We start from the raw sequence: 24,953 nt of genomic DNA on the forward strand, positions 1-24,953 counted from the left end.
ACGGAGATCAAGCGGCACAAGACCCTCGGGGTCTTCGTCCCGCTCTGGGGCCCAGGCCCTTGCCGCAACCCCGACTGCACCGCATACGAACCTGCCCGCCGCAGGCCCAAGACCCGCGCCTAGCCCTGCGGTCGGCGGTGCTGCTCGATCAGGCTGCGAGCCATCGCCTGGGCTCGGCGGGCCGCGTCGGCATCGCCTTCTGCGGCCGAGATGATCGAGCCTTTCATCAGGATGTGCCACGAGCGGGCGAAGGAGTCCGTATCGCGCAGTCCCGCCTCCTCGGCCATGGAACGCACGATGGCCCGGATGTTCTCCAGATACTGGATACTCGCCCGCCCCAGTGGATGACCCCACCGCATTTCCAGCAGGACGTTGACGAACGAACAGCCGTCGAAGTCGTCCCGGTGGAACCACTCGTCGAACACGTCGAAGAGGGCGAGCAGCCGCCCCTCCGGGGTGCGGCCACGATCACGAGCGCCGGCCTCGACCATCCCAAGAGTCCATCGCTGCTCCCTGCGAGCGAGAAAAGCGAGCACCAGAGCGTCCTTTGACGGAAAGTGCCGGTAGAGCGTCGCCTTGGCCACCCCGGAGCGGGCCATGACCTCTTCGACTCCGACATCGCGGATGCCGCGTTGCGAGAAGAGCTCGTAGGCCGCGTTCAAGATCCGCTCGCGGGGCGGGAGTTCTGCCTGCATCGTCTGTCCAGAATAGGGCTGTACGGCGGCACTCGCCGCTGCCAATGTGAGGCATGCGGGAGGAGACAGACCGGTCTTACTCCCTCCAGGCGAGTCCCGCTCATGCGCGCGTACCCTGCTGCGAACTGTCCACACAGGCACGGCCGTTGCCGTATCAGCCGTCGGTCGTGGAACCGCCGCGCGGTCTGCAGTTGCCGCCAGGAGGTCGCCCGGCGGCAACCGTGTGCGTCAGGAGCAGAAGGTCATTCCTGACGCGGGAGGCCCTCCCTGTGCGGATGGCGCGGGACGACAGCCCGCACAGGGAGGACAAACTCCGGCAATCCGCACCGCCTGTGGCTCCGGATCACCCATGTGACGGACGCCGACGGTTCGGTGCTCCCCGCGCCGCAATCGACGCCCCGCGCCCGCCGCGGCCGCCGGCCACCCGGCCGGCTGCCCCCTCCCCCGGGTGCCACTCCCGGGCCTCCCTCCATCGAGGAGGAACCGATCATGAGTGTCCGCCGCACCAGCCGCGTCACGGTCTCGGCCCTGGCCGCGCTCGCCCTGCCTCTCTCGCTCGGTCTGCTCGCGCCCATGGCCCACGCCGACGACATGTCGGAGCCGTTCGGCCCGGGCTGTTCGTCCGTCCCCGAGGACGGCGCGGGCAGCTTCAGCGGAATGGCCGACGATCCCGTCGCCACCGCCGCCTCGAACAACCCGGAGCTGTCGACCCTGGCCTCGGCCGTCAAGAAGGCCGGGCTCGTCGACACCCTCAACAACGCCGAGAAGCTGACCGTGTTCGCGCCGACGAACGACGCCTTCGCCAAGATTCCCCAGGCCGACCTCGACAAGGTCCTCGCCGACAAGAACCAGCTCACCAAGATCCTCACGTATCACGTGGTGGGCGAGAAGATCGCACCCGACAAGCTCTCCGACGGCACGTACAAGACGCTGGAGGGCAGCGACCTCACGACCTCGGGCTCCGGCGAGTCGTACAAGGTGAACGACACCGCGAAGATCGTGTGCGGCGACGTCAAGACCGCCAACGCCACGGTGTACCTCATCGACTCGGTCCTGATGCCGAAGATGTGAGGGCCGATCCACAGAAGTGCGGGCCAATCCACCACCCGCTCGGCCACGGATCACCTGTGTCGGGTTCGTGAGGGATCCCGGACACGCGGACGCGGTCGGCGATCCGAGCGCTCCCGGTGGAATGTGAGACGCCCTGACTCCTCCGCCCGGACACGCCCGTCGGCCCCCTCCGCCAGGCGCCTGCCGCACGACGCACTGCGTGCGGCAGGTGCCCCTCGGCCGTGGCGGCCTGTGGCGAACGTGTGATGCCCGGGGCAGGGCGCGGGCCGGACCAATCTGAAGCGTCCTCGGCTACGGATCATCGGTACAAGGCGATTCGTGCTGGAGGATCACGCGTGAAAGAAGTCGTGCACATCGGAGCCCGGTCGAGACCGGGGCCTGATCTCCAAGACCTCGTCGCCCGGGTGGCCCGCGGCGAGCAGGAGGCGTTCGCGGGTGTCTACGACGCCGTGGCGGGCCCCGTCCTCGGCGTCGTACGCGGTGTGCTGCGCGATCACGCCCAGTCCGAGGAGGTCACCCAGGACGTCCTGGTGGAGGTCTGGCGCACCGCGCCCCGCTATCGCCCGGACCTCGGCACGGCCATGAACTGGATCCTCACCCTCGCCCACCGCCGCGCGGTGGACCGCGTGCGCTCCGTGGAGGCCTCCGCCGCCCGCGAGCACAAGGCCGCCCTCCTGGAGCACACGCCGGAGTTCGACGAGGTCAGCGAGCAGGTGGAGACGCGCCTGGAACGCGAACAGGTACGCCGGTGCCTGCGCACCCTGACCGAACTGCAACGGCAGTCCGTCGCCCTGGCGTACTACCGCGGCCTCACCTACCGGCAGGTGGCCGAACTCCTCGCCCTGCCCCTGGGCACCGTGAAGACCCGCTTGCGCGACGGACTCATCCGCCTGCGCGACTGCCTGGGGGTGAGCGCATGACGATCCCCGGCGACCCGCACACGCTGACCGGCGCCTATGTCGCGCACGCGCTGGAGGACGAGGAACGCGCGCAGGTCGAGGAACATCTGGCCCGCTGCGACGTGTGCGCTCAGGAGGTGCGCGAGCTCGCCGAGACCGCCGCGCGCCTCGGCCTCGCGGTGGCCACCGCTCCTCGCCGGGGGATGCGCGACGACGTGCTCCGTCGCATCGCCACCGTGCGCCAGGACGTTCCCCGCGCCGAACCGGACCCGGGCCCCCGCCGCACACCGCTTCGGGCCCGGCGCGTCTCCCAGTGGGCGCTCGCCGCCTGCGTCGCCGCGGCCGCCGCCTTCGGCGGCACCGCCCTCTGGCAGCACCAGCAGGCCCAGGACGCACGCGATCAGGCCCGCCAGGCGGAGGATCGAGCCCGGGAGCAGTCGCAGGAACTCGCGGCGGTGCTCGGCGCCCCGGACGCCAAGTCACGCAGCGGCAGGTTCGCCGACGGGGCCAGCGGCACCGTCGTCGTGTCGGCCGGCCGCGACCGGGCCGCGTTCATCGCCGCGAACCTCCCCGAGCCCCCGCGGGGGAAGGTCTACCAACTCTGGTTCAACGACGACGGGTCGATGCGCGGGGCAGGGCTCATCGGCCCCGGCCAGGGCACGCGGGCGATGCTGATGGACGGCCCCGTCGGCCGGGCCACCGGCATGGGGCTCACGGTGGAGCCGGCCGGGGGCTCGGACCGGCCCACCAGCGAGCCCGTGGCGCTCATGGACTTCCCCACCTGATCCGCCCGCGGGGTTCGTGGGCTTCACGTGGGCGAATCCCGCCTTCCCGACCCTGGGTCAACTGGCTTTCCCGTCTCGCCCTTTCGGGGGCCGACCAATCCATGAGCCCGCTGGCACCGGATACCCCACGTGAGAACAGAGCGAAGAGCGCGGCTACGGCAGCTGGACTGGTGGCGGGTCCTTGCAGGTGCGACGAGCGGACTCCTGGCCGGGTTCGCCGCACTCGCCGTCGCCGAGCTGGTGTCCGCCGCGGTGCGGCCGGAGGCGGGCCCCGTGGTGGCGGTCGGCGGGGCAGCGATCGACCGCACGCCCGCGCCGGTGAAGGACTGGGCCATCCGGGAGTTCGGCACCAACGACAAACTCGTCCTGCAGCTCGGCATTCTCGCCGTGCTGGCTCTGCTGGCCCTGGTGCTCGGCCTGGTCGCCCTGCGGCGACGCCTCGTCGGGGCGGCGGGGGTGCTGCTCTTCGGCGTGATCGGCGCGCTGGCGGCGACCGGCCGGCCCGACTCGACCGGATTCCGGGACGCCTTCCCGTCGTTGGCGGGCTCGGTCGTCGGTGCGGGCCTGCTGTACGGGCTCAGCAGTCGCTTGGCCACCGCCTCGGCCTCCGACGTGGACCGAGCCGATGCGCCGCCCGCGTCGGGGGACGTGTCGGGTGCGGACCGGGGCGCGCCTGCCGAGTGGAACCGGCGTGGTTTCGTCATCGCGGCCGCGGTCGCGGCGGCCGCCTCGGCGGGGGTCGGCGCCCTGGGGAAGTCGTTCAACGCCTCGCGGGGCAAGGAGGCCGTCGCCTCCCGCGAAGCCGTCGAACTGCCCGCTCCGGCCTCGCCCGCCCGAGCCGTGCCCGGCGGCGCGCAGGTGCGCGTGCCGGGCGTCAGCTCCTTCACCACGTCCAACAAGGACTTCTACCGGGTGGACACCGCCCTGGTCGTACCGAAGGTGAACGCCGACACCTGGAGTCTGGCGATCCACGGCGAGGGCGTCACGCGCGCGACCAGGCTGTCCTTCGCGGACCTGCTGGGGCGCGAGCTGATCGAGCGGGACATCACGCTGACCTGTGTGTCGAACGAGGTCGGCGGGCCTTACGTGGGCAACGCCCGCTGGCTCGGGGTGCGGTTGGCGGACCTGCTCACCGAGTGCGGGGTCGTGCCCCCTTCCCGTGGAGGCCCCGCGGACCAGTTGGTCGCCCGGTCCGTGGACGGCATGACCATCGGCACGCCCGTGGACGACGTGATGGACGGCCGCGACGCGATGCTGGCGCTCGGGATGAACGGGCGGCCGCTGCCGTTCACGCACGGGTTCCCGGTCCGCATGCTGGTGCCGGGTCTGTACGGCTATGTGTCCGCCTGCAAGTGGATCGAGGACATCGAGCTGACGGCGTTCGACGCCTACGACCCGTACTGGGTGAAGCGCGACTGGGCCCGCAGGGCGCCGGTCAAGACCCAGTCCCGTATCGACACCCCCAAGCCGTTCGCCAGGCCGAAGGCGGGCACGGTGATGGTCGCCGGCGTGGCCTGGGCGCAGCACCGCGGCATCGACAAGGTCGAGGTGCGCGTCGACGACGGTCCCTGGCGGCCGGCCGACCTGGCCGCCGAGGACACCCGGGACACCTGGCGCCAGTGGTCGTATCCCTGGCGTGCCACCCCCGGCGGCCACACCCTCACCGTGCGGGCGACCGACCGTACGGGCGCGGTCCAGACCGCGCGGCGCACCCGCACGATCCCCGACGGGGCGAGCGGCCGGCACTCGGTGGTGGTCACCGTCGACTGATCCCTCTCCCGGCGCCGACGTGTGCGCGGGCCCTCAACCTCGTACGCCCCTCACCTTTCTGACCATCCCGCCGCGGCACCGTGTCGCGGCCATCCCCCCAGGAGCGAATCCATGAACACCACATCCCGCCGTGTCCACCGTGCCCGCCGTGCCGCTCTCGCCGTCGCCGCTGTCGCGTTGCTGCCGATGGGCCTGACGGCCTGTTCGGACGACAGCAGGGACAGCGCCTCGTCCGACTCGTCCAAGTCGTCGGCCGCCGAGGAGAAGGCCCCGAAGAGCCCGTCCGACGACATGGGCGACATGGCGGAGCCGTTCGGTCCGGGCTGCGCCTCCGTGCCCAAGAACGGCAAGGGCTCCTTCGCGGGCATGGCCAAGGACCCCGTCGCCACCGCGGCCTCGAACAACCCGGCACTGTCCACGCTGGTCACCGCCGTCAAGAAGGCCGGCCTGGTGGACACGCTCAACAACGCCGAGGACGTCACCGTGTTCGCGCCCACCAACGACGCGTTCGCGAAGATCCCGAAGGCGGACCTCGACAAGGTTCTCGCCGACAAGGCGCAGCTCACGAAGATCCTCACCTACCACGTGGTCGGCAAGAAGCTCGCTCCCGGTGACCTGGAGAGCGGCTCCTACGAGACGCTGGAGAAGTCCAGGCTGACGACGTCCGGTTCCGGAACGTCGTACAAGGTGAACGGCTCGGCCGACGTGGTCTGCGGCAACGTCAAGACCGCGAACGCGAACGTCTACATCATCGACACGGTCCTGATGCCGAAGAGCTGACACCGAGCACTCGCGCATCGCCGGCGGGTGCTCCTGAGGAATGGTCCGGCCGATGTCCTCTCGTCGCGCCGGGCCATTCGAGGTGTCGCGCCGCGGGTGTGCTCGGGTGGGTGCCGCATCCGTGGCATCGTCCTCGCAGACCACACGGGGCGCCTGCTGCCGGGCCGGAAGGCGTGCGCTTCATGTGGTCGATCTCGTCGGCGTGTTCCCGTGGTCGGGACGTGGGTGTCGGAGCAAGTGCGCGGAGGAGCGGTCATGGGTACGGAGGGACAACGGGACGTGGAGCGCTTGCGCTGCCTGGTCACCGGAGCGTCTGGTTATGTCGGCGGGCGTCTGGTGCCGGAGCTCCTGGAGGCGGGCCATGCGGTGCGGTGCCTGGCGCGGTCGCCTGCCAAGCTCCGCGACCACCCGTGGGCCGGGGATGCCGAGGTGGCCGAGGGCGACGTCATGGACGCCGCTGCCGTCGCGGAGGCGATGCGCGGGATCGATGTGGCGTACTACCTGGTGCACGCGCTGGGTTCCGGCTCCGGGTTCGAGGAGACCGACCGCCGGGCGGCCCGCGTCTTCGCCGAGCAGGCGCATGCTGCCGGTGTGCGGCGCATCGTCTATCTGGGTGGTCTCACACCCCGGGGCGTCCCCGAGGCGGAGCTGTCCCCGCACCTGCGTTCGCGCGCCGAGGTCGGGCGGATCTTTCTGGACGGGCCTGTCCCGGCCACTGTGCTGCGGGCCGCGGTCGTCATCGGTTCGGGGTCGGCTTCGTTCGAGATGTTGCGTTATCTGACCGAACGGCTGCCGGTGATGGTCACGCCGTCGTGGGTGCGCACGCGTACGCAGCCGATCGGGGTCCGTGATGTGCTCCGCTATCTCGTCGGGTCGGCCGTCATGCCGGCCGATGTGGACCGGGCGTTCGACATCGGGGGCCCGGATGTGCTCACGTACCGGGAGATGATGCGGGCGTACGCGAGGGTCGCCGGGTTGCGCCGACGGGTCATCGTGCCGGTGCCTGTCCTCACTCCGGGGCTCTCCAGCCACTGGGTGGGGCTCGTCACTCCGGTGCCCGCTTCGATCGCCCGGCCGCTCACGGAGTCGCTGCGTCATGAGGTCGTCTGCCACGAGCACGACATCGCGCAGTATGTGCCGGATCTTCCGGGTCGTCCGCTGCCGTTCGGCGAGGCGCTGTCCCTTGCGCTGCGCAGGGTGCGGGAGGCGCAGGTCGCGACGCGCTGGTCGTCCGCCTCGGTGCCGGGGGCGCCGAGCGATCCGCTGCCCACGGATCCCGATTGGGCGGGCGGCAGTCTGTATGAGGACGAGCGGCAGTTGCCGGTCGATGTGTCCCGGCAGGCGCTGTGGAGGGTGATCGAAGGCGTCGGGGGTGACAACGGCTGGTATTCGCTCCCGATCGCGTGGGCGGTGCGGGGCTGGCTGGACCGGTTCGTCGGTGGTGTGGGGCTGCGTCGTGGTCGGCGTGATGCGGAGCGGCTGCGGGTCGGTGATTCGTTGGATTTCTGGCGGGTGGAGGAGATCGAGCCCGGTCGGTTGTTGCGGCTGCGGGCGGAGATGCGGCTGCCGGGGCTCGCCTGGTTGGAGATGTACGCGGAGACGGACGACGAGGGCCGTACCTGTTATCGGCAGCGTGCTCTGTTCCATCCACGGGGCCTGTTGGGACATGCCTACTGGTGGTCCGTCGCGCCGTTCCACGCTGTCGTCTTCGGCGGCATGGCCCGTAACATCACGCAGGCGGCCGCCAAGGGCATGAGCGCGCGCGGGACGGTGTCTGACTCCGGGCCCGCTCGTTCTCGCCGCATCGGGCGACGTGCGCGCCGCTGACGTGCACGTCGAGTTTCGAAATCCCCGTCGCTTTTCTCAGGCGGCGAATCCCACATTGGTGACGTACTCGTACTGACCCCACTGGCTGCCCAGGTCCACGATCTTCTCCACCCAGGCGTCGTCGAGCGCCTCGTCATTCGCGTCTGTCCAGGCCCGAACCAGCGCGTCCCACTGGCGGACATTCAAGCTCCGGAATTCCACGACCCGCTGGCGTGGCCTGGATACCTGGGACTGATTCAGCGGGTGAATCTCCACGCGCGTGCCCCGGCCTTCCGCGTTCAGGCGCCGCAGCAGATATCGGGCCACGTTCTGCCGCCGCACCGTGCGGTAGGCGGCCTCGACGCGCTCCACGTTCCGCTGAGAAGGCCTGCGCTTGCCGTCCAGCCAGGCCTTGAGCGTGCGGTCGGTCACCGTCAGGCCGGCCGCTCGCGCCGCCTGGCGTGCGTGGTCACTGCGGGTCAGGTAATGCAGCCGCGCCAGCAGGCCTCGGCGAGATGTCACGGGCGTGGTGAAATAGCCGGCGAGAGCATCGAGTTGACGCGCGACGGCCTCATGGCCTTTGACGCCGCGAGCACCGTACTTACCGAAATCCCGAACCCTCTCAGACACCTCGAATCCTCCCGCGCGAGAAGCTATTCACCAGCAACTATATTACCCCAACTCCGGCTACTGTGCACGCAATTGCATCCATCCGGACGCATTGATGCGATGGACTGGCCCGGTACGGATTTGCAGCCTCTTAGTGAAAGGTTGCCTTGAGTTGCTTTAGGTGGCCTTGAAATCACGACGGGTCGAGAGGGCCTTGGCGATGCGGGCCGTCACCGCGGGGATGATCGCGGTCATCTCCGGGCGCCAGCCCGGGACGGCGTTCACCTCGCAGATGGTGAAGGTGTCGTCGGAGGCGAACAACAGGTCCACCCCCGCGATGTCCAGGCCCAGGGCGCGGGCTGCGCGCACCGCCAGGTCCTCGGCCTGCGGATGGCGGCCCGCGCAGCGCGTGGCGGCGCCGCCCTTGGCGATGTTGGCGGCGAGCGTGCCGTTGCCGGAGGTGTGCAGGACGGCGTCCACCGGCTCGCCGTCGACCACGATCACGCGCAGGGTGCGGCCGTGCGAAGGGGCCACGTACTCCTGGAAGAGGAACGGCGCCTCCCGGGTGAGACTGCCGGCCACCGACCTGAGCAGGTGCGGGTCCTGGGCGAGGAAGACCTGGTCGCCCTTGGCACCGCTGACGGACTTCACCACGCACGGCATGTCCAGGTGGAGGCTGCGCACGACGCCTTCGAGAGGAGCGGTGGCGTAGGAGAGGGTGTCGGGCACCGGCAGGCCGGCCGAGGCGAGTGCTTGGAGTTGCCGGACCTTGTTGCGGGACGTGAGTTGGGCGTCGACGGTGTTGATGAGGGTGCTGCCCATGTGTTCGAGGTGCCGCAGCAGGGTCACCTCGCGGTCGTCGTGCATGGGACCGGCCACCTGGCGGACGCACACCACCTCGGGGGCGGGCAGGTCTGCGCCTCCCAGGGTGCGCAGCACCAACTGGCCGCCCTGGACGCCGAAGAGCAGTTCGTCGGTGTGCCATACCGCGAAGCGGGGGCCGTAGGCATCGGCGAGGGCCGCCGCCAGATCGCGCGTGGAGCGGCGCAGCACCGAAGGGCGCTGCCGCACCAGCATCCAGACGTCGGCAGGTTCCGAGATCGCCGACAGGGCGGCGGGCGGTGTGACCACTCCGGCTCCTCACAACTTCGCCGCCCACTGCCTGCGGGCCGTCGAGGGGGCCAGTCTCCCAGTTCCATGATCGTGCCGTCACGCAGGGTTGAGGTCGGCGCCCTTCCGCGTCGCTCTGCGGCAGGCGGTCCCCGGCGGTGCGGGCCACCGCCCCGCTCCGGGGCCCGATCACCGCGGGTGATGGCACGTCAAAGGGCATTGTCAGTGCCTCCCCATACAGTGAATACATCACTCGGGGAGCCTCGGAGGGGGAGGACAAACATGTCCGCACACAGGATCCAGCACAAGGTGAATCATGTCGCGCTGGTCGTGGACTGTTCGGGTTCCATGCGTCCGCATCAGAGTCAGCTCATTCGCGTGGTGGACGAATTCGTGGCCGGATTGAAGGCCGAGTCGGACAGCCTCGGGCACGAGACCAGGATCAGTCTCTACTCCTTCGATCACAGGGTGGAGAATCTGGTGTGGGACATGGACGTGAAGCATCTTCCGTCCATGCGGGGGCTGTATCAGGTCAACAATGGCGCCACGGCCCTGATCGAGGCTTCTTTGAAGTCTCTGGACGACCTGGGACACATCTGGGAGGAGTACGGCGAGCACAGCTTCCTCCAGATCGTGGTGACGGACGGCGAGGAGAACGCCTCCGGCGGTGACCGGCGGCACGACGGGGACCCGGCCATCCTCGGGCCCTGGCTCGACAGGATCACGGCGACGATGGGCGGGCTTCCCGGGCACTGGACTTCGGCGATCCTCGTGCCGAACTCCCTGGCCAAGCGCACCGCGCAGAACTACGGGTTCCCGGCCGGGAACATCGCCATCTGGGACGCCGACTCCCAGAAGGGCGTCGAGGAGGCGATCGGCACCGTGCGCGCCGCGGCCACCAGCTTCCTCCGGGGACGCGAGCAGGGCGTGCGGGGCACGAAGAACCTGTTCGCCGTCGGGCAGGACATATCGGTCGACGAGGTGCGGGCGAACCTTGAACCGATACCGGCCGACAAGTATCGGCTCCTGAAGGTCGACAAGGAAGTCGAGATCCGTTCCTTCGTCGACTCGCATCCGGGCGTGACCTATGAACGCGGATCGTGCTACTACCAGTTGGGGGCTCGGGCTCAGGTTCAGCAGAACAAGGAAGTCATTGTGGTCGAGAAGGACACCGACCGCGCCTATACGGGGGACGCGGCACGCAGTCTGCTGTTCGGTACGGGAATTCAGGGCACCGTTTCCGTGAAGGCGGGGAACAATCCCAAGTTGGAGGTGTACGTGCAGAGTCGTTCCGTGAACAGGAAACTCAAGCCGAACACGCGGCTTCTCATCGTGCTCTGAGAACTTCTCGTCATGGTCTGAGAACTTCTCGTCGTGCTCTGAGGATCTGAGAAGGGGAGAGCGGGGCGGCAGGTCGCTGGTCCGGGGCGGCCTGCCCGCCAGCCCTCTCCCTCCCCCCGCTGTAGACGGTGAGACATCTTTCGGAGACTCAGAGCTATTCAGCGGCTCGTTCGATCTTCCTAGAGTCATATGCATCAGCCAGTCGGGGCGGTGAGCGCAGGTCGCGCTCATGCGCTCCGGGACATATGAGGGAGATGGATCATGCGTGCTGTCAGGCAGGAGACGTTCGGTGGGCCCGAGGTGCTGCGGGTGGTCGAGGTGGACCGTCCCGAGCCGATGAGCGGGGAGGTGCTGGTGCGGGTGCGGGCGGCCGGGGTGAACCCTGTTGATGTGGCGGTGCGTGCGGGGTTCTACCCGTTGCTGGGCGAGCCGCCGTTCGGGGTCGGCTGGGACATCTCCGGGGTCGTGGAGGAGGCCGGGGCGGGGGCCCGGTTCGCTGTGGGTGACGAGGTGTTCGGGATGCCGTTCTTCCCGCGTGCCGCGAACGCGTACTCCGAGTATGTCGCGGTGCCCTCGCGTCAGGTGGCCCGCAAGCCCACGACGGTGGATCACGTGCAGGCGGCCGCCATCCCGCTCGCCGCGCTGACCGCCTGGCAAGGGCTGGTCGACGCCGCCGGGGTCGGGGAGGGACAGCGGGTGCTGGTCCACCGTGCCGCCGGGGGTGTCGGGCACTTCGCAGTGCAGATCGCCAAGGCCCGCGGCGCCCACGTCATCGCGATGGCCAGCGCGCCCAAGCACGACTTCGTACGCGGCCTCGGGGCCGACGAGGTCATCGACTACCGGACCACCGACTTCACCGAAGCGGCCGGTGACGTGGATGTGGTCTTCGACTCCAGCTCCGAAGGGGAGCGTTCGCTGTCCGTCCTGCGGCCCGGCGGCACGCTCGTGAGCATCATGGAACACGGGAACCGGGAGCTGGCCGCACGGGTCGGGGCCGCGGGGCGCCGCTTCGCCGGGGTCTCCGTCGAGCCCGACTACGCCTCGCTGGAAGCGATCGCGCGGCTCGTCGACACCGGCGCCGTCCGCCCGCACGTCGCCGAGACCTTCCCGCTCGCCGAAGCCGCCAAGGCACACGAGCTCGTCGGCTCGGGCCGGGTCCAGGGCAAGGTCGTGCTGAGCGTCGGCTGACGGCGGGGCCGGACGGGCAGTGGAGGGAACGTAAGGTGGGGGTCCGGTTCGTCTGAGCTGGTGCGGCAGGGTCGACGCGACGTCGGCCCGAGCGCCGGGGATCGAGCCGGGCAGCACAATCCGGGGCGGGGCGGGGGCGCCGCGGAGCGGGAGTCGGGGACTGGGGGAAGTGGTGGATGTCCTGACGGAGGCTCTGTCCTCGATGCGTACCGGGCGGCCCGCGTCCGTGCGAACCCTCGGGCGTGCGCCCTGGGGGCTGCGTCTCCCCCCGGTCGCCGGGGCCGGATTCCATGTGGTCCTGTCCGGGGCGTGCTGGCTCGTCCCGCTGGAGAACGCGCCGCATCTGGCGCCGGTCGCGCTCACCGAGGGGGACGTGGTCTTCCTGCGCGACGGCCGGGGGCACATCCTCGCCGACGACCCCGCCACTCCGGCGGTGGAGGAACAGCCCGAGCAGTTCAGCGCGGGTCCTGTCCTCGGCACCCTCACCATCGGCGGTGACGGGCCGCAGACGAGCCTGCTGTGCGGCAACTACCACCTGGACCAAGGGCGTCCGCATCCGCTGGTGGGCCAGCTCCCCGAGATCATCCACCTGCCCACCGGGAACGGCCGTCACGCGGAGCTGAGCGCGGCCGTGCAGCTGCTCAAGGTCGAGCTGGACTCGCCTCGTATCGGATCCGCGGGCATCGTGCCCGCGCTGATCGACTCCCTGCTCCTGTACATCCTGCGGGCCTGGCTGGAGGAGCAGGGGCCCGCCAGCGCCCGGGGCTGGGCCGCGGCCCTGGGAGACCGGGCCGTCGCACCGGCGCTCTCCGCCATACACCAGACCCCCGCGGCACCCTGGACCGTCCAGTCCCTCGCCCAGCGGGTCGGGCTGTCCCGCGCCGCCTTCGCCCGGAGGTTCACGCACCTCGTCGGCGAACCCCCCATGGCGTACCTGACGCGGTGGCGGATGACGACCGCCGCGACGCTCCTGCGGGAGACCCAAGCACCGCTGACGACCATCGCGGCCCGCACCGGATACAGCTCCGAGTACGCCTTCGCCAAAGCCTTCAAGCGCGAACACGGGCAGGCCCCCGGGCACTACCGTCGCCAGACCCACACGGTCTCGCGGCACTGAGCAACAGCCGCGCGGGCCGGCCGGCGGGGAGTGTCGGTGGGCGGCGTTGAGCGGGCATTCATGGGTCGTTTATTGCGATGCCGTGGGCTTGCTGTGTTGCCGTGCGGAGCGCTCCGGTCCCCCGGGGCCGGTGCGGCCGTCCTGGAGGGGCGGCCCGTGCGCGGCGTGACGCGGCCGGTGCACGGGAGAGCACCGGACATACGACCCGCCCCTGGGCCCTCGTACGGCTCGTCCGGGCCGCCGAGGCCCGTTCTGTCAGGCAGGTCACCCGAGTTCGCTCAGGAAAGGGAGGCCGCCCGTGCCCGCGGGTGCCTCCTGGAACAGCGCGGCGGAGCCCGGCCAGACGTCAGCTGTCAGCGGGCCGCGCCGCGCGTGGGGGAGAAAACCGATGCGAGACAGCCAGGGCATGGGTGCGTTCGTCGCCAGGGACGAAGAGCTCCGCACCACATTGGCGGCCGTGGTGGCCAGGCGGGGTACGGCGATCGTCGGTCCGCCGGGCGTCGGCAGGACGGCATTGCTCTCCGCCGTCGCGCGACGGCTGACTACGTCGCGGTTCGAAGTCGTGTGGACGGCCGCGACACAGGCGAGCAGGCAGGTTCCCTTCGGGGCGTTCCGCTCCGTCCTCGGCGCCTGCGACCGGCTCGACGACCATCAGGCGTACGGCGCGCTGCACACCGAACTCTTCCGGCGGGCCGGGGCGCGGATCCCCGTGCTCGTCATCGACGACGCGCACCGCCTGGACGACCGGGGCGCGGCGCTGGCGCTGGGACTGGCCGCGGAAGGGGTGGTGCGGCTGATGGTCGCCGCCCGGTCCCAGTCGGCCTGTCCGGCGGACCCGCCGGTGTCGGACGCCGTGGTGGCGCTGTGGAAGGACGGCTACCTGGAGCGCCTGGACCTGGCCGCGTTCGGCCGGGTCGGCACGCAACAGCTCATCCGCAGTCTGGCGGGCGGGCCCGTCGCCCAGGCCACCGTGGACTGCCTGCACCAGTGGACCGGCGGGAACCCGCTGCTCCTCACCGAACTCGTCCGCCACGCCCGCGTCTCGCGCCACCTCGTCGCCGAGGGCGGGCTGTGGCGGTGGCGCGGGCCGCTGACGGTGCCGCCGCGCCTTGCCGAGCTGTTCGACCACGAGCTGAACCGCCTCTCCCCCGCCGACCACGACACGCTGGCCGCCGTCGCGCTCGGCGAGCCACTGCCCCTGCCCGTCCTGGAAGCCGTCGCCCCCGGCCTCGCCGGACGCCTCGAAGACCTGGAGGGCCAAGGGCTGCTGCACACCGTCGACGGGCCGGGGCGCCAGCTCCTGGTGCGCCTGGGGCAGCCGATGCTGGGCGCCGCCGTGCGCCGGCGCCTGCCCCGGCTGCGGCGGCGCCGACTGGCCGCCGCCCTGCTTGAGGCGTGCGCGAGCCCGCCCGATCCGGTGACCCTGGCCCGCTGGCAGCTCGACGCCCACGGGCCCGTCGACGCCGGTCTGTTGATCCGTGCGGCCGAGACCGTCCGCGGGCACGACCCGCAACTCGCCTGCCGCTTCGCCCGGCGCGCGCACGAGCAGTCCGGCACGGCCGCCGTGCCGCTCGCCCACGCCCTGGTCGAGCTCGGCGACACCGCCCAGGCCCGTGCCGTACTGGAACACGCGCACGCCCGGTCCACCGCGCCCGGCGGCAGGCTCGGCGCGGCCATCGCGCTCGGCGCCCACCGGTGCTGGGCGGAACGGGATCCGGCCGCCGCCGACCTCCACCTCGCGCGGCTCCGCCCGGCCTCGCCCTCGGCCACCGCCGCGGTCGACGGCCTGCGGTCCCTGGTGCTGCTCTGCGCGGGCCGCACCGACCTCGCGCTCGCCCTCGCCGAGCGGGTGCTGCGCCACGACACGCGCGGGCCGGGTTCCGGCTACGCCCGCCTCGCCCTGACCGTGGCCCTCGCCCTCACGGGGCGGACGCTCGACGCGGTCACCCTCGCCGAGACCACGGCCTCCAACCCGGCCAGCAGCCCTTGGGAGCGTGAATGGGCGGCCGCGGTCTGCGCCTTCACCGAGATCTGGCGGACCACCGACGCGCAGGCCCTCGTCGACGACCCCGTCCTCGGGGGTGTGCAGGACAGCCCGCGGGCGCCGGGACGGCCGGGCGAGGGGGCTCCTGCCGGGCAGGTGAGCGGTGCTGTCGCGACGTTGCTCGGTGGCTGTCTCCAGTGGGTGCTCGGCAACCGGTCCGACGCGATCGACCGGCTGCGCGAGGCGGTCGTCCAACAGCTGAGCGGCAAGCGGCTGTTGCGCACCGAGGCGGTCTGCTGGCTGGTCGTGTGCCTGGCCGAGGAGCAGCGGCCACAGGACGCCGAGCGCACGCTCGCCGCCTGCCCGCCGGACGCGGTCTCGATCATGCCCGGGCGGTGGCAGTGGGCCCGCGCCGCCGTGGCCGTGGCGCGCGGCGACACGACGGCCGCGACCGAGCACATGCGCGGTGCCGTCGAGGCCGCGCGGGCCGCCGGGTGCTGGGCGGTGGAGGTGGACTACCTCGTCTACACGGCCTGGTTGACGCCCGGCAGGCCGCCCGCCGATGTCGTCGAGCGGCTCACCGTCGCCGTCCGGCACGTCGACGCGCCCCGGCTGATCGCCGCCGCCGAGGCCGTCCTCGCGCTGTCCCGCGGCATCGGCACCGAGCTTCTCGACCACGCCACCCGCCTCGACACCCTCGGCATGAACGCACCCGCGTGGCGGCTCGCCGAGCACGCCGCGACGACCCTGCCCGCACAGGGCCGCCACCACAGCGACGCCGTCCTCCTGGCCAGCCGGTTGCGCCACCGCCTCGGCCTCACCCCGCCCCGGCCGCTGCCCGACGCGCTCACCCTGCGCGAGGTGGAGATCGCCTCCCTCGCCGCCGCGGGGCTGCCCGACCGCATGATCTCCGCTCGCCTGGGCGTGTCCGTCCGCACCATCGAGAGCCACCTCACCCGCATCTACCGCAAGCTCGGCGTCCACTCCCGCAAGGAGCTACCGCCCGCCCTCCACCGCACCTGAGCCCGCGCGCGCCGCCGAAGCGGGAACGGGGGCGGAAGTGGAGGCGGGAGCAGCAGCGGGGGTGGGCGTGGGCGCAGGGGCGGCAGTGGGAGCCGTGGTGCCGCCCGGGGCGGATGCCGGGGCCGTCCCGGACGAGCCCGGCTCGGCGTCCGCCTCCGCGGACAATGCCTCGGCCTCCGCCTCGACCGTAGGCGACGCCTCGGCCTCGACCGCGACCGTCACGACCGGGACCACCTCGGCCTGTACCGCCTCAGCTGGGACCACCTCAGTCGAGGCAGTGTCGGCCGGGCCGGTCCCGGCGTACGCGGCGGCGTGCAGCGCGTACATGCTCGCGTACCGCCCCTGCCGTGCCAGCAGTTCCGTGTGCGTGCCCAGTTCCGTGATCCGGCCGCCGTCCAGGACGACGATGAGGTCGGCCCGGCGGACGGTGCTGAAGCGGTGCGACACGACGACGGTGATGGTGTCGGCGTGGGCGCGGTCGCCGGGGTCGGCGTGCAAGTAGTGCCGCAGGAGGTCGGCCTCGCTGTCCGGGTCGAGGCTGGCGGTCGGCTCGTCGAGGAGGACGAGGAGAGGGTGGGTGCGCATCCGGGCGCGGGCCAGGGCGAGTTTCTGCCACTGGCCCGCCGAGAGGTCGGTGCCGTTGGGGTAGGTGCGGCCGAGTTGGGTGTCCAGGTCCGCGTCGAGTCCGGCCACGACGTCCGCCGCGCCGGCCTTGTCGAGCGCTGTCCGTACCGCGGCGCGGTCCTCCAGGGCGTTGAGGTCGCCGAGGCCCACGGATTCGGAGACGGGCAGCTCGAAGCGGCAGAAGTCCTGGAAGCAGGCCGTCACTCCGGCCCGCCACACCTGCGGCGACACCTCGCCGAGGTCGCGGCCGCCGAAGGTGATGCGCCCCGACCCCAGCGGCTGCAGCCCGGCGAGGAGGGCGACGAGGGTGGACTTGCCCGCGCCGTTGTCGCCCACCACGGCCACCGTGGCGCCCGACGGCAGCCGCAGGTCGACGGGGCCCAGGGCCGGTCGCGTACGGCCCGGGTAGGTGAACGACACGCCGTCGAGGACGAGATCGCCTCGGGGCGGCAGGGCTCGGCCCTCACCGGTGCGTTCGTGGCCCTGCGGGTAGTCGACCAGGCGCAGGTACTGCGCGACGGTGTCCAGGGCGCGGCGCAGCCAGCCGAGCAGCCAACCGAGGCCTGTGGTCGCGCCGACGAGCCGGGTGCTGAGCAGCAGGACGAGGACCGCCTGGCCCGCGGAGCCGCTGCCGTCGATCACCGACCGGGAGATGAGGTAGAGGCCGCCGATGAGCGCGGCGCTGAAGAACAGCCAGCCGCCCGCCACGGCCCACGCGCCCTTGGCCCGTGCCGCCTCGCGCGGGGTGCTCGCCTCGACGAAGGCCGCCCGGTGCCGCGCCGACAGCTCACCGGCCAGTCGGTACAGGCGTACCTCGCGGGCCGGGACGGGGTCGGTGGCCAGCGAGAACAGGGCCATGCGGTGGCGGTCGGCCGCCGCGCCCGCCCGTTCCGCCTCCGCGACGAGCCGTGCCTGCCAGTGGTTGGCGGACGCGAGCGGCACGATGGTGAGCGGCAGCAGGGCGAGCAGCGGGTGGGCGAACGCCAGCAGGACCAGGGCGCCGACGCACCGGGCGACCAGGTTGGCGTTCTCCACGAGGGCCGCGAAGCCGGTGCCGAATTCGCCGCGGCGCCGGCGTACGACCTCGGCGGTGTCCAGGAAGTCCGGGTCCTGGTAGTGCCCGATGTGCGCGGGCGACGAGCACAGGTTCATCAGGCGGCGGTCGAACTCGAGGCCGATGCGGTGCTGGAGGACCAGTCGTACGTCGGTGGCGATGGCCGCCGCCTGGTGCACGAACACCGTGACCACGAGCAGGAGCAGTCCGCCGCGCACGATCTGCGCGCGGTCGTCGCCGCTGGTGCCGTCGACCATCCACTGCAGGCCGACTGCCTGGAGGGCCGCGACGACGTTGAGGAGCGGGGAGAGGATCAGGACGAGCAGGGCGCGGCGGGGGTCGACGTGGATCGCCGTGCCGACGAGCAGGCGGATCCCGGCGAGGGCCTTGCGGCCCCGGTTCCGGCGCGCCTTCCCGGGCTCCCGTGACGTGCGTCGGCTGTCAGCCACTGTGGCTCCCCTGGCGTGCGTCGAAGGGTTCGGACTGGACGCGGAACATCCGCGCGTACCGTCCCTGGGAGGCGAGCAGTTCGTCGTGGGTGCCGTACTCGCTGACGCGGCCGCCGTCGACGACGGCGATCCGGTCGGCGAGACGCACGGTGGCGAAGCGGTGCGAGACCAGGATCGTGGTGAGTCCGGCGGTGATCTCCAGGAAGCGGGCGTACAGCTCGTGCTCCGCCTCGATGTCGAGATGGGCGGTGGGCTCGTCGAGGACGAGCACGCGGGCGCCGTGCCGCACGGCGTACAGGGCGCGGCTCAGGGCCAGCCGCTGCCACTGCCCGCCCGACAGTTCGGTGCCGTCGGTGTAGGCGCCGCTCAGGAGGGTGTTCCAGCCGCTCGGCAGTTCCTGTTCGACGCCGAGGAAGCCGCCGAGGCGTGCGGCTTGGACGAGGTGGTCGTCGTCGGTGGCGGCCGCCTCGATGTGGCCGAAGGTCACGTTGTCCCGTACGGAGAAGGGGTAGCGGACGAAGTCCTGGAAGACGACGGCGACTTGGCGCCGCCAGGCGGCCGGGTCGAGGTCGCCGAGGTCCTGGCCGTCGACGGTGATGCGGCCCCGGTCGGGCAGGTAGAGGCCGGCGAGGAGTTTGGTGAGGGTGCTCTTGCCCGCGCCGTTGTCGCCGAGGATCGCCAGGGAGGAGCCGGCGGGGATGGTGAGGTCCAGGCCGTCGAGTACGCGGCCGGTGGCGCCCGGGTAGCTGAAGGACACCTGGTCGAAGCGGATCTCCCGGTCGGGCAGTGTCGTTGTCTCGGTACGGGTCCCGGGCGCGGCCTTGGTGTCCAGTTCACCGACGGCGAGTGCCGCGGGCACGGCGGCGCTTGCCGTGTGCAGGGTCCACTGCAGGTCGCCGCTGAATCCGAGGGCGAAGAGGCCGAGGAGCGCCTGCAGGGCGACCGTCAGCTCCCGTACCGACAGGGAGCCGCGGGCCGCCGCGAACGCCAGGGCGAGGACGACGGCGAGGTGCGCGGCGAGGAGGAACACGATCGCGAGGGCGTGCCGTCGCGGGCTCACCCGGGCCCGGCGCATGTGGACCATGCCGTCCCACCAGGCCGTGCTGAAGCGTTCGACGAGCCAGGAGCGCATGCCGAAGAGCCGCACTTCCTTCGCCGCGGGCGCGGTGGTCGCGAGTTCCCGCAGGTAGGCGGCGCGCCGCAGCTGCACGGTGTTGCCGGCGTGGGCGGACACCGACCGGCCGATCTCCTTCTCCTGCCAGCGGCCGGTGACGACCCAGGCCGCGCCGAGTACCAGGGGCATCCACCACTGCCCGAACCAGCCGAGGAGGGCGGCGGAGACCAGTCCGGTCAGGCGCAGCGGGACGAGTCCGGCCAGCGCGGTGACGGCTTGGCCCGGCGGGTGCGCGCCGAGTCCGACGGCGCGGGCCCGCTCGATACGGTCGGCGACATCGGTGTCGTCCAAGTGGTCGATCTGGGCGGGGCGCAGGGCGCCGTCGACGGTCTGCTGGGCCGTCGCGCCGTCGAGGGCGGTGCCGAGGCGGGAGGCCACCATGGTGCGGATCGGGTCGAGGACCACGTCGAGGATCAGGACGAGGCCGAGCAGCGCGAGCCCCACCGTCATGCTGTCGAGGGACTTCGGGGTGCTGGTGAGGGCGGCGACGAGGTGTCCGGTGGCAAGGGGCAGCAGGGCGCTGCCCGCGGCCTGCGCGAGGATCAGGACGGCGAGGGCGAGGGTCAGGCCGCGGGCGACGCGCGGCAGTTCGCGGATCAGCGCCCACACGGCGCTCCCCTCCTGGTCCGCGCCGGTCGTGCCGTTCTTCTGACCCGTGCCGCCGATGCCGTTCTTCTTGGGCGCCGTGTCCGCACCGGCCGCACCGGCCGGTCCCTTCCTCCTGGCCTTCCCGTCCACGCTGGCGTCGCTCGTGGCTGTCATGGGTCTGTTCCCCTCCGCCGGTTCGAACCCGTCGGCCGTCGTGGCCAAAAGGGTGCGGTGGCCGCTCCGGCTCGGAAGCGGCCACCGCCCGCATGCGTCACCGTCAGTCGCCGACGGTCGGGGGCGGATACATCATGGTGATTCACCTCCTCTCCGTCTCGGGTGCACTGCGTTGCCGGGAAGGAACGCTAATCGGCGGGGTGGCCGGGCAGATCCGTACTCGGGTACGCAAAGGCGGAAGGCGACTACGCAAGGGCTTCGGTCCCTTTCCCTTACGTACGGAGAACCTGCGTAGTGGCGGTCCGTGATTGCGTACCGCGGTACGGACGACGGGTTTCGGCCGGGGTTCCTAGGGTGCGAAGCCGGAATGCACGCCCGCCCTCTGCCTGGAGAAACGTCCATGGAAAAGTCGCTCAGGAATCCCAACGCCGTGATCTGGGACGTGACGTTCGCGTGCCCGCTGCGCTGCGTTCACTGCTATACGGAATCGGGGCGGCGGCCCGCGAAGAACCTCACGTACGAGGAGATGATCCGGGTCGCGGACGCGATCATTTCGATGCGGCCGAAGATGATTACGCTGTGCGGCGGCGAACCGCTGACCATCAAGCGGATCGTCGATCTGGCGCGGCATTTCGACGACGCGGGGGTGCGGGTCTTCCTCTACACCAGCGGGTGGGCGCTGCCCGCCTCGACGGTCGAGGCGCTCTCCGACGTGGTGACGAAGATCGTGGTGAGTCTGGACGGCGCCAGTGCCGCCTCGCACGACCGGATCCGCGGCCGCGTCGGGTCGTTCACGCGGGCGACGGCCGGGCTCGCGCGGATCGACGCGGAGGTCGCCCGGCGCCGGGCGGAGGGGCTGCGGGCGCCGCGGTTCGGCATCGACTACGTCGTGATCCGGAGCAACTTCGACGAGCTGGAGGAGATGTGCGCGCAGGTGGCGCCCCGCTTCCCGCACCTGGAGACGCTGTACTTCGGTGCGGTGGTGCCCACGGGCCTGGCGAGCCGGCCGTCGTTCGTCGAGCACGAGCTGCTCAGTGACGACCAGGTCGCCGAGCTGATCGCGCCGGACACCCTGAAGCGGCTGCGTGCGGCGGCGCCGGCGTCCGTCACGGTGGAGACGACGGAGAACTTCGAGGTCCAGATGAACCCGGCGTTCCTGGCGCGCACCCCGAGCTTCCGCCCCATGGAGATCGAGCCGGACGGCGAGGTGCGCGCGATGCCCATCTACGAGGGCACCGTGGGCAGCCTGCTCACCGAGGACCCGCAGGTCCTTTGGCGGCGGTCGTACGAGCGCTGGGACGACCCGTTCGTCGTGGAGACCCTCAACAGCATCCACAGCCGCGCGGACTGGGCGGAGGCGGTGCGGCGCATCGACGAGCGGTTCGCCTCGGACGAGGACCGGGCGCGGATCGCGGCGCGTCCGGTGCACGTGCCGCTCGGCCTTGCGCGCTGACGCCCCCGGCGGCGACCCGAGTTGCCGCCGGGGGGCCAGGTGGAGGCGGGCCCTCTGTCGCCAGGGGGCCCGCTGTCGTACGCGGGTCAGTACACGCTGACGCCGTACGCGGACAGGGCCTCGCGCACCGGCTGGTGGATGGCGGAGCCGTTGGTGCCGGTGCAGCCGGAGCTGCCGGAGTGGATGCCGAGGGCGACCGTGCCCGCGAAGTGGGCGCCACCGCTGTCACCTCCCGCGGAGCAGGCGGTGGTGCGGACCATGCCGTGGACGGGCCCGTCGCCGTAGTTGACGGTGACGTTGACGGCCGTCACGGAGCCACTGGTCACCTTGGTGGTGGAGCCGCTCTTCTTGATGGCCTGCCCCACGACCGCGTCGGCGGCGGACGAGATCTCCTGGTAGCTGCCGTTGTAGAGGTTGACGTTGCCCGCGGGCGAGGAGCCGTTGGTGTAGCGGACGATGCCGTAGTCGTTGGTCGGGAAGCTGGTGCCCTCGCGCACGCCGACGGCCGCGCCGCCGGACGTGGCGGACCAGTTGGCGCTGAGGTTGGTGCAGTGCCCGGCCGTGACGAAGTACTTGGTGGTGCCCTTGGAGACGTTGAAGGCGGCCGAGCAGCGTGAGCCGCCGCCGTAGATGGCGTCGCCGCCCGCGACCTCGCGGTGGAAGGTGCCGGGCACGCGGCTGACGCGGACGGCGCCGTCGAGCGAGTCGGCGACGCGGTGCAGGCGGGCCATCTCACGGGCGGAGACCGAACGGTCGGCCTCCACGGCTATCTGGTTGGTGCGGGGGTCGATGCCCCAGGACGTTCCTGTGATCTTGGCGCGGGACTCCAACGTGTCCATGGCCGCGTCGAGTCGGGCGGCGCTGCGCTCGACGCGCTTGGGGGTCGCGCCGGTCGCGCGGACGCGTTCGGCGGCGGCGTCGCTGGTGACGGTGACGACGAGGTTTCCGGTGCGGCGGTCCAGGTAGGTGCCGGCGCTGTCGTCGCCGAGCTGCCGTTCGACCTGGGCGTTCAGAGCGTTGAGACGGGTGGCGGAGGGCGCCGGTTCGCTCTGGGCGCCGGCGGGGGTGACACCCAGGGCGAGCGATCCGGTGACGAGCAGGGCGGACAGGCCCAGACGCGCACAGGTGGTGCGTCTCATGTGGGGGGCTCCTTTGACGGTGACGTGTGACGTACCGCGATACGTGTGGGACGTACCGAGCAAGGAAAGTGGCATGTCTGCGTCAGTCGCGCAAGGGTCTGGACCTTGCCCGTCCGGGATCTTCCAGAGCGGCGTGCCGCGAGGGCGGGCGCACGAAGGCGTGCCTCGGCACGTGAGGGCGGCCCGGTCGGAGCGGGCGCCGACTAGGAGAGCTGCTCGGCGAGGTGATCGGGCGTCAGGCGGGCGTGCTCGCGGGCGACGGTGACCAGCTCGGCGATGAGGGGGTGCGGGCCGGGGCGGGTGAAGACGGACAGGGCGCGGCGCCTGCGCGGGGTGAGGCGCAGCGCGGTGCCGGGGAAGTCGGGGGTGAGGACGTTCGCGGGCACGAGGCCGACGCCGAGTCCGGCGGCGACGAGGCGGGGGACGGCGGCGGTCTGGGTGGAGCGGATCGCGGCGTGCGGGGTGAATCCGGCGTCGGTGCAGAGGTCTTCGACGGTGGCCGCGAGGGCGTGGGTGCGTCCGTACTGGACCCAGGGGCGCTCGGCGAGCTGTTCCAGGCGCACGGTCTTCCGTCCGGCCAGGGGATCTCCTGGCGGCACGAGGACGACGAACTCCTCGGCGCCCAGGGAGTGGTGAGGGCCGTCCCAGCCGTCCGGGAGGGGGCCGATGGCGACGTCGGCGGTGGCGTCCGTCAGGGCGCGGGCGAAGGAGGCGAGGTCGGCGTACTCGTGCAGGACGACGTCGACGCGGGGGTGCCGTCGGTGCCAGACGGCGAGGACGCCGGGGACGACGCCCAGGGCGACGCTGAGGACGGCGGCGAGGTGCAGTTCGCCGTGGACCATGTCGGCGACGGCGCGGGCGGCGCCGGTCGCGCGTTCGGCGCCGGACAGGGCGTGGCGGGCGCCGGGCAGGAAGGCGCGGCCTGCCGGGGTGAGGTGGGCGCCGCGCGGGGTGCGTTCCAGGAGCGGGGTGCCGACGGTGCGTTCCAGGCTCTTGAGCTGCTGGGAGAGGGTGGGCTGGGAGACGTGCAGGAGGGCGGCGGCGTCCGTGATGGAGCCGGTCTCCACGACGGCCAGGAGGTATTCGAGCTGCCGGAGGGTCGGTGGGGCTGCCATAGCCCCACTCTATGTTTCCCCGTGGAAACGCGTCTTTGATCTATGCCTTTGGGCTTCCTAGCATCGACAGGGCGGACGGCGCGGCGCCGAGCCCTCCCTTGCACGGCTCGGCGCGCCCGCCCGCCAACCCCTTCCCCCGCCGCCCTCGACGACTTGGAGTCGTACGCCCATGAACACGCCCACCCTCGCCCCCGCCGAGGAGACGGCCCGCGAGGCGTCCTGGCAGACCAGGCCGCAGTCCTCCCAGGACGCCTCCCCGGCACCGGCGAAGGGCCCGCTCAACGGCCTCGCCACCCTGGCGCTCGCCTACGGGACCCTCTCCGTCATCGGCGCCCTGATCCCGTCGGTCCGCACGGTCACCGGCACCATTCCCGTGCCCGCCCTCGTCCTCGGCGTGACCGGATGGGCCAACGCCCACCGCATGCACGGGGCCGGACGCAAGCAGGCGCTGGCGGGCCTGGCGACCGGTCTCACCGGCCTGGTCCTGACCCTGTGCACGCTCTGAGCCGGGGGCGGCACACGGCCTGATCCGAGTGCCGCGACCGGCCTGCCCGGGGTCCGGCCCGGTCGGGGTCCGGTCCGGTCGGGGTGCGGCGCATGCTCAGGTGGCGGTGGCGACCTTCCACAGGTGGCCGTCGGGGTCGCTGAAACAGCCGAAGTACCCACCCCAGTCGGCGGCGGCGGCCTCCTTCACCACCGTGCCGCCCGCGGCCCCGGCGGCGCGCATGACCTCGTCGACCTCCTCCCTGGATGCGGTGAGGAAGTGGTAGGAGGCGCCGCGGAACCCCGACCCCTCCGCGGGGACGCCGGCGTCCGCCGCCACCTCGTCCCAGGCGTAGAGCGCCAGCTGCGAGGAGCCCTCGCCGAGGTCGCACTTCACGAAACCGGGGAAGTCCTGGTCGATCGCGCAGCCCAGGCCCTCCACATAGAACTTCTTGGCACGCTCCACGTCCTTGACGCCGAGCATGATGGCACTGACCTTCAATGTGGTGTTCATGCTGGCCA

The 24,953-nt window shown here is 71.8% G+C and carries 20 protein-coding genes; 12 read left to right on the top strand and 8 right to left on the bottom strand.

Translation table 11 applies throughout. The features are described from left to right. Positions 1–119: 119 nt before the first annotated feature. Complete coding sequence (locus tag AB6L24_RS00590) at positions 120–695, bottom strand: TetR/AcrR family transcriptional regulator (RefSeq protein ID WP_405650731.1); 576 nt, start codon at positions 693–695, stop codon at positions 120–122. 489 nt (positions 696–1,184) lie between these two features. Here AB6L24_RS00590 and AB6L24_RS00595 point away from each other — a divergent pair, with 489 nt between their 5' ends. From AB6L24_RS00595 to AB6L24_RS00620, 6 genes are all read left to right on the top strand, one after another. After that, positions 1,185–1,766, top strand: coding sequence for a fasciclin domain-containing protein (locus tag AB6L24_RS00595; RefSeq protein WP_405650733.1), 582 nt, complete (start codon positions 1,185–1,187; stop codon positions 1,764–1,766). 335 nt (positions 1,767–2,101) lie between these two features. Further along, positions 2,102–2,686, top strand: a complete 585-nt coding sequence (locus AB6L24_RS00600) for a sigma-70 family RNA polymerase sigma factor (RefSeq protein WP_405650735.1) — start codon at positions 2,102–2,104, stop codon at positions 2,684–2,686. After that, positions 2,683–3,450: an anti-sigma factor domain-containing protein gene (locus AB6L24_RS00605; protein ID WP_405650737.1), complete on the top strand. Its 768-nt coding sequence runs from the start codon at positions 2,683–2,685 to the stop codon at positions 3,448–3,450. The genes AB6L24_RS00600 and AB6L24_RS00605 overlap by 4 nt, the downstream gene beginning before the upstream one ends. A gap of 129 nt (positions 3,451–3,579) precedes the next feature. Continuing rightward, positions 3,580–5,220 carry a molybdopterin-dependent oxidoreductase gene (locus AB6L24_RS00610; RefSeq protein ID WP_405650739.1) on the top strand — a complete coding sequence of 547 codons (1,641 nt, stop codon included), beginning with the start codon at positions 3,580–3,582 and terminating at the stop codon, positions 5,218–5,220. Positions 5,221–5,331: 111 nt separating this feature from the next. Further along, on the top strand, positions 5,332–6,000 hold the full coding sequence (locus AB6L24_RS00615) for a fasciclin domain-containing protein (protein WP_405650741.1): 669 nt from the start codon (positions 5,332–5,334) through the stop codon (positions 5,998–6,000). A gap of 255 nt (positions 6,001–6,255) precedes the next feature. Then, entirely contained in the window at positions 6,256–7,827 is a 1,572-nt protein-coding gene (locus AB6L24_RS00620; RefSeq protein WP_405650743.1) for an SDR family oxidoreductase, read from the top strand. Positions 7,828–7,863: 36 nt separating this feature from the next. Here AB6L24_RS00620 and AB6L24_RS00625 read toward each other — a convergent pair whose 3' ends face one another. Beyond that, positions 7,864–8,436, bottom strand: a complete 573-nt coding sequence (locus AB6L24_RS00625) for a transcriptional regulator (protein WP_405650745.1) — start codon at positions 8,434–8,436, stop codon at positions 7,864–7,866. Positions 8,437–8,592: 156 nt separating this feature from the next. Beyond that, positions 8,593–9,546: a RimK family alpha-L-glutamate ligase gene (locus AB6L24_RS00630; RefSeq protein WP_405650747.1), complete on the bottom strand. Its 954-nt coding sequence runs from the start codon at positions 9,544–9,546 to the stop codon at positions 8,593–8,595. Positions 9,547–9,807: 261 nt separating this feature from the next. Between AB6L24_RS00630 and AB6L24_RS00635 the strand changes: the two genes are divergently transcribed. The 4 genes from AB6L24_RS00635 to AB6L24_RS00650 all read left to right on the top strand — a co-directional run bounded on the left by AB6L24_RS00635 (position 9,808) and on the right by AB6L24_RS00650 (position 16,178). Continuing rightward, positions 9,808–10,866 (top strand): VWA domain-containing protein, encoded by a 1,059-nt coding sequence (locus AB6L24_RS00635; RefSeq protein WP_405650749.1) that lies wholly within the window; start codon positions 9,808–9,810, stop codon positions 10,864–10,866. A gap of 261 nt (positions 10,867–11,127) precedes the next feature. Next, positions 11,128–12,054: an NADP-dependent oxidoreductase gene (locus AB6L24_RS00640; RefSeq protein WP_405650751.1), complete on the top strand. Its 927-nt coding sequence runs from the start codon at positions 11,128–11,130 to the stop codon at positions 12,052–12,054. Between the two features lie 169 nt (positions 12,055–12,223). Then, the gene (locus tag AB6L24_RS00645; protein WP_405650754.1) at positions 12,224–13,171 is read left to right on the top strand and encodes an AraC family transcriptional regulator; all 948 of its coding nucleotides are present in this window, start codon (positions 12,224–12,226) and stop codon (positions 13,169–13,171) included. 388 nt (positions 13,172–13,559) lie between these two features. Next, positions 13,560–16,178, top strand: coding sequence for a LuxR C-terminal-related transcriptional regulator (locus AB6L24_RS00650; protein WP_405650756.1), 2,619 nt, complete (start codon positions 13,560–13,562; stop codon positions 16,176–16,178). Here the strand turns inward: AB6L24_RS00650 and AB6L24_RS00655 are convergent. Both AB6L24_RS00655 and AB6L24_RS00660 read right to left on the bottom strand, forming a co-directional pair. Beyond that, positions 16,152–18,305 (bottom strand): ABC transporter ATP-binding protein, encoded by a 2,154-nt coding sequence (locus tag AB6L24_RS00655; RefSeq protein WP_405650759.1) that lies wholly within the window; start codon positions 18,303–18,305, stop codon positions 16,152–16,154. The genes AB6L24_RS00650 and AB6L24_RS00655 overlap by 27 nt on opposite strands. Further along, positions 18,298–20,241 carry an ABC transporter ATP-binding protein gene (locus tag AB6L24_RS00660; RefSeq protein ID WP_405650762.1) on the bottom strand — a complete coding sequence of 648 codons (1,944 nt, stop codon included), beginning with the start codon at positions 20,239–20,241 and terminating at the stop codon, positions 18,298–18,300. Before AB6L24_RS00660 ends, AB6L24_RS00655 begins: the two co-directional genes overlap by 8 nt. 400 nt (positions 20,242–20,641) lie before the next feature. On the opposite strand from AB6L24_RS00660, the gene AB6L24_RS00665 reads away from it, so the two are divergent. Continuing rightward, the gene (locus tag AB6L24_RS00665) at positions 20,642–21,694 is read left to right on the top strand and encodes a radical SAM protein (RefSeq protein ID WP_405650764.1); all 1,053 of its coding nucleotides are present in this window, start codon (positions 20,642–20,644) and stop codon (positions 21,692–21,694) included. A gap of 86 nt (positions 21,695–21,780) precedes the next feature. Here the strand turns inward: AB6L24_RS00665 and AB6L24_RS00670 are convergent, their stop codons facing one another. Together AB6L24_RS00670 and AB6L24_RS00675 are read right to left on the bottom strand one after the other, a co-directional pair. After that, positions 21,781–22,833: a S1 family peptidase gene (locus AB6L24_RS00670; protein ID WP_405650766.1), complete on the bottom strand. Its 1,053-nt coding sequence runs from the start codon at positions 22,831–22,833 to the stop codon at positions 21,781–21,783. Positions 22,834–23,036: 203 nt separating this feature from the next. Continuing rightward, positions 23,037–23,948 carry a LysR family transcriptional regulator gene (locus tag AB6L24_RS00675; protein ID WP_405650769.1) on the bottom strand — a complete coding sequence of 304 codons (912 nt, stop codon included), beginning with the start codon at positions 23,946–23,948 and terminating at the stop codon, positions 23,037–23,039. Between the two features lie 169 nt (positions 23,949–24,117). Here AB6L24_RS00675 and AB6L24_RS00680 point away from each other — a divergent pair, with 169 nt between their 5' ends. Further along, positions 24,118–24,453 carry a hypothetical protein gene (locus AB6L24_RS00680; protein ID WP_405650771.1) on the top strand — a complete coding sequence of 112 codons (336 nt, stop codon included), beginning with the start codon at positions 24,118–24,120 and terminating at the stop codon, positions 24,451–24,453. Positions 24,454–24,549: 96 nt separating this feature from the next. Here the strand turns inward: AB6L24_RS00680 and AB6L24_RS00685 are convergent, their stop codons facing one another. After that, positions 24,550–24,945: a VOC family protein gene (locus tag AB6L24_RS00685; protein ID WP_405650773.1), complete on the bottom strand. Its 396-nt coding sequence runs from the start codon at positions 24,943–24,945 to the stop codon at positions 24,550–24,552. Positions 24,946–24,953 lie beyond the last annotated feature (8 nt).

This window comes from Streptomyces sp. RK9 (assembly GCF_045070545.1).
Taxonomy (GTDB): Bacteria; Actinomycetota; Actinomycetes; order Streptomycetales; family Streptomycetaceae; genus Streptomyces; species Streptomyces alboflavus.

Excerpts from the sequence above, each read along its gene's own strand:
- AB6L24_RS00590 (WP_405650731.1), bottom strand. The coding sequence starts at position 695 with ATGCAGGCAGAACTCCCGCCCCGCGAGCGGATCTTGAACGCGGCCTAC.
- AB6L24_RS00595 (WP_405650733.1), top strand. The coding sequence starts at position 1,185 with ATGAGTGTCCGCCGCACCAGCCGCGTCACGGTCTCGGCCCTGGCCGCG.
- AB6L24_RS00605 (WP_405650737.1), top strand. The coding sequence starts at position 2,683 with ATGACGATCCCCGGCGACCCGCACACGCTGACCGGCGCCTATGTCGCG.
- AB6L24_RS00615 (WP_405650741.1), top strand. The coding sequence starts at position 5,332 with ATGAACACCACATCCCGCCGTGTCCACCGTGCCCGCCGTGCCGCTCTC.
- AB6L24_RS00620 (WP_405650743.1), top strand. The coding sequence starts at position 6,256 with ATGGGTACGGAGGGACAACGGGACGTGGAGCGCTTGCGCTGCCTGGTC.
- AB6L24_RS00635 (WP_405650749.1), top strand. The coding sequence starts at position 9,808 with ATGTCCGCACACAGGATCCAGCACAAGGTGAATCATGTCGCGCTGGTC.
- AB6L24_RS00640 (WP_405650751.1), top strand. The coding sequence starts at position 11,128 with ATGCGTGCTGTCAGGCAGGAGACGTTCGGTGGGCCCGAGGTGCTGCGG.
- AB6L24_RS00650 (WP_405650756.1), top strand. The coding sequence starts at position 13,560 with ATGCGAGACAGCCAGGGCATGGGTGCGTTCGTCGCCAGGGACGAAGAG.
- AB6L24_RS00660 (WP_405650762.1), bottom strand. The coding sequence starts at position 20,241 with ATGACAGCCACGAGCGACGCCAGCGTGGACGGGAAGGCCAGGAGGAAG.
- AB6L24_RS00665 (WP_405650764.1), top strand. The coding sequence starts at position 20,642 with ATGGAAAAGTCGCTCAGGAATCCCAACGCCGTGATCTGGGACGTGACG.
- AB6L24_RS00670 (WP_405650766.1), bottom strand. The coding sequence starts at position 22,833 with ATGAGACGCACCACCTGTGCGCGTCTGGGCCTGTCCGCCCTGCTCGTC.
- AB6L24_RS00675 (WP_405650769.1), bottom strand. The coding sequence starts at position 23,948 with ATGGCAGCCCCACCGACCCTCCGGCAGCTCGAATACCTCCTGGCCGTC.
- AB6L24_RS00680 (WP_405650771.1), top strand. The coding sequence starts at position 24,118 with ATGAACACGCCCACCCTCGCCCCCGCCGAGGAGACGGCCCGCGAGGCG.
- AB6L24_RS00685 (WP_405650773.1), bottom strand. The coding sequence starts at position 24,945 with ATGAACACCACATTGAAGGTCAGTGCCATCATGCTCGGCGTCAAGGAC.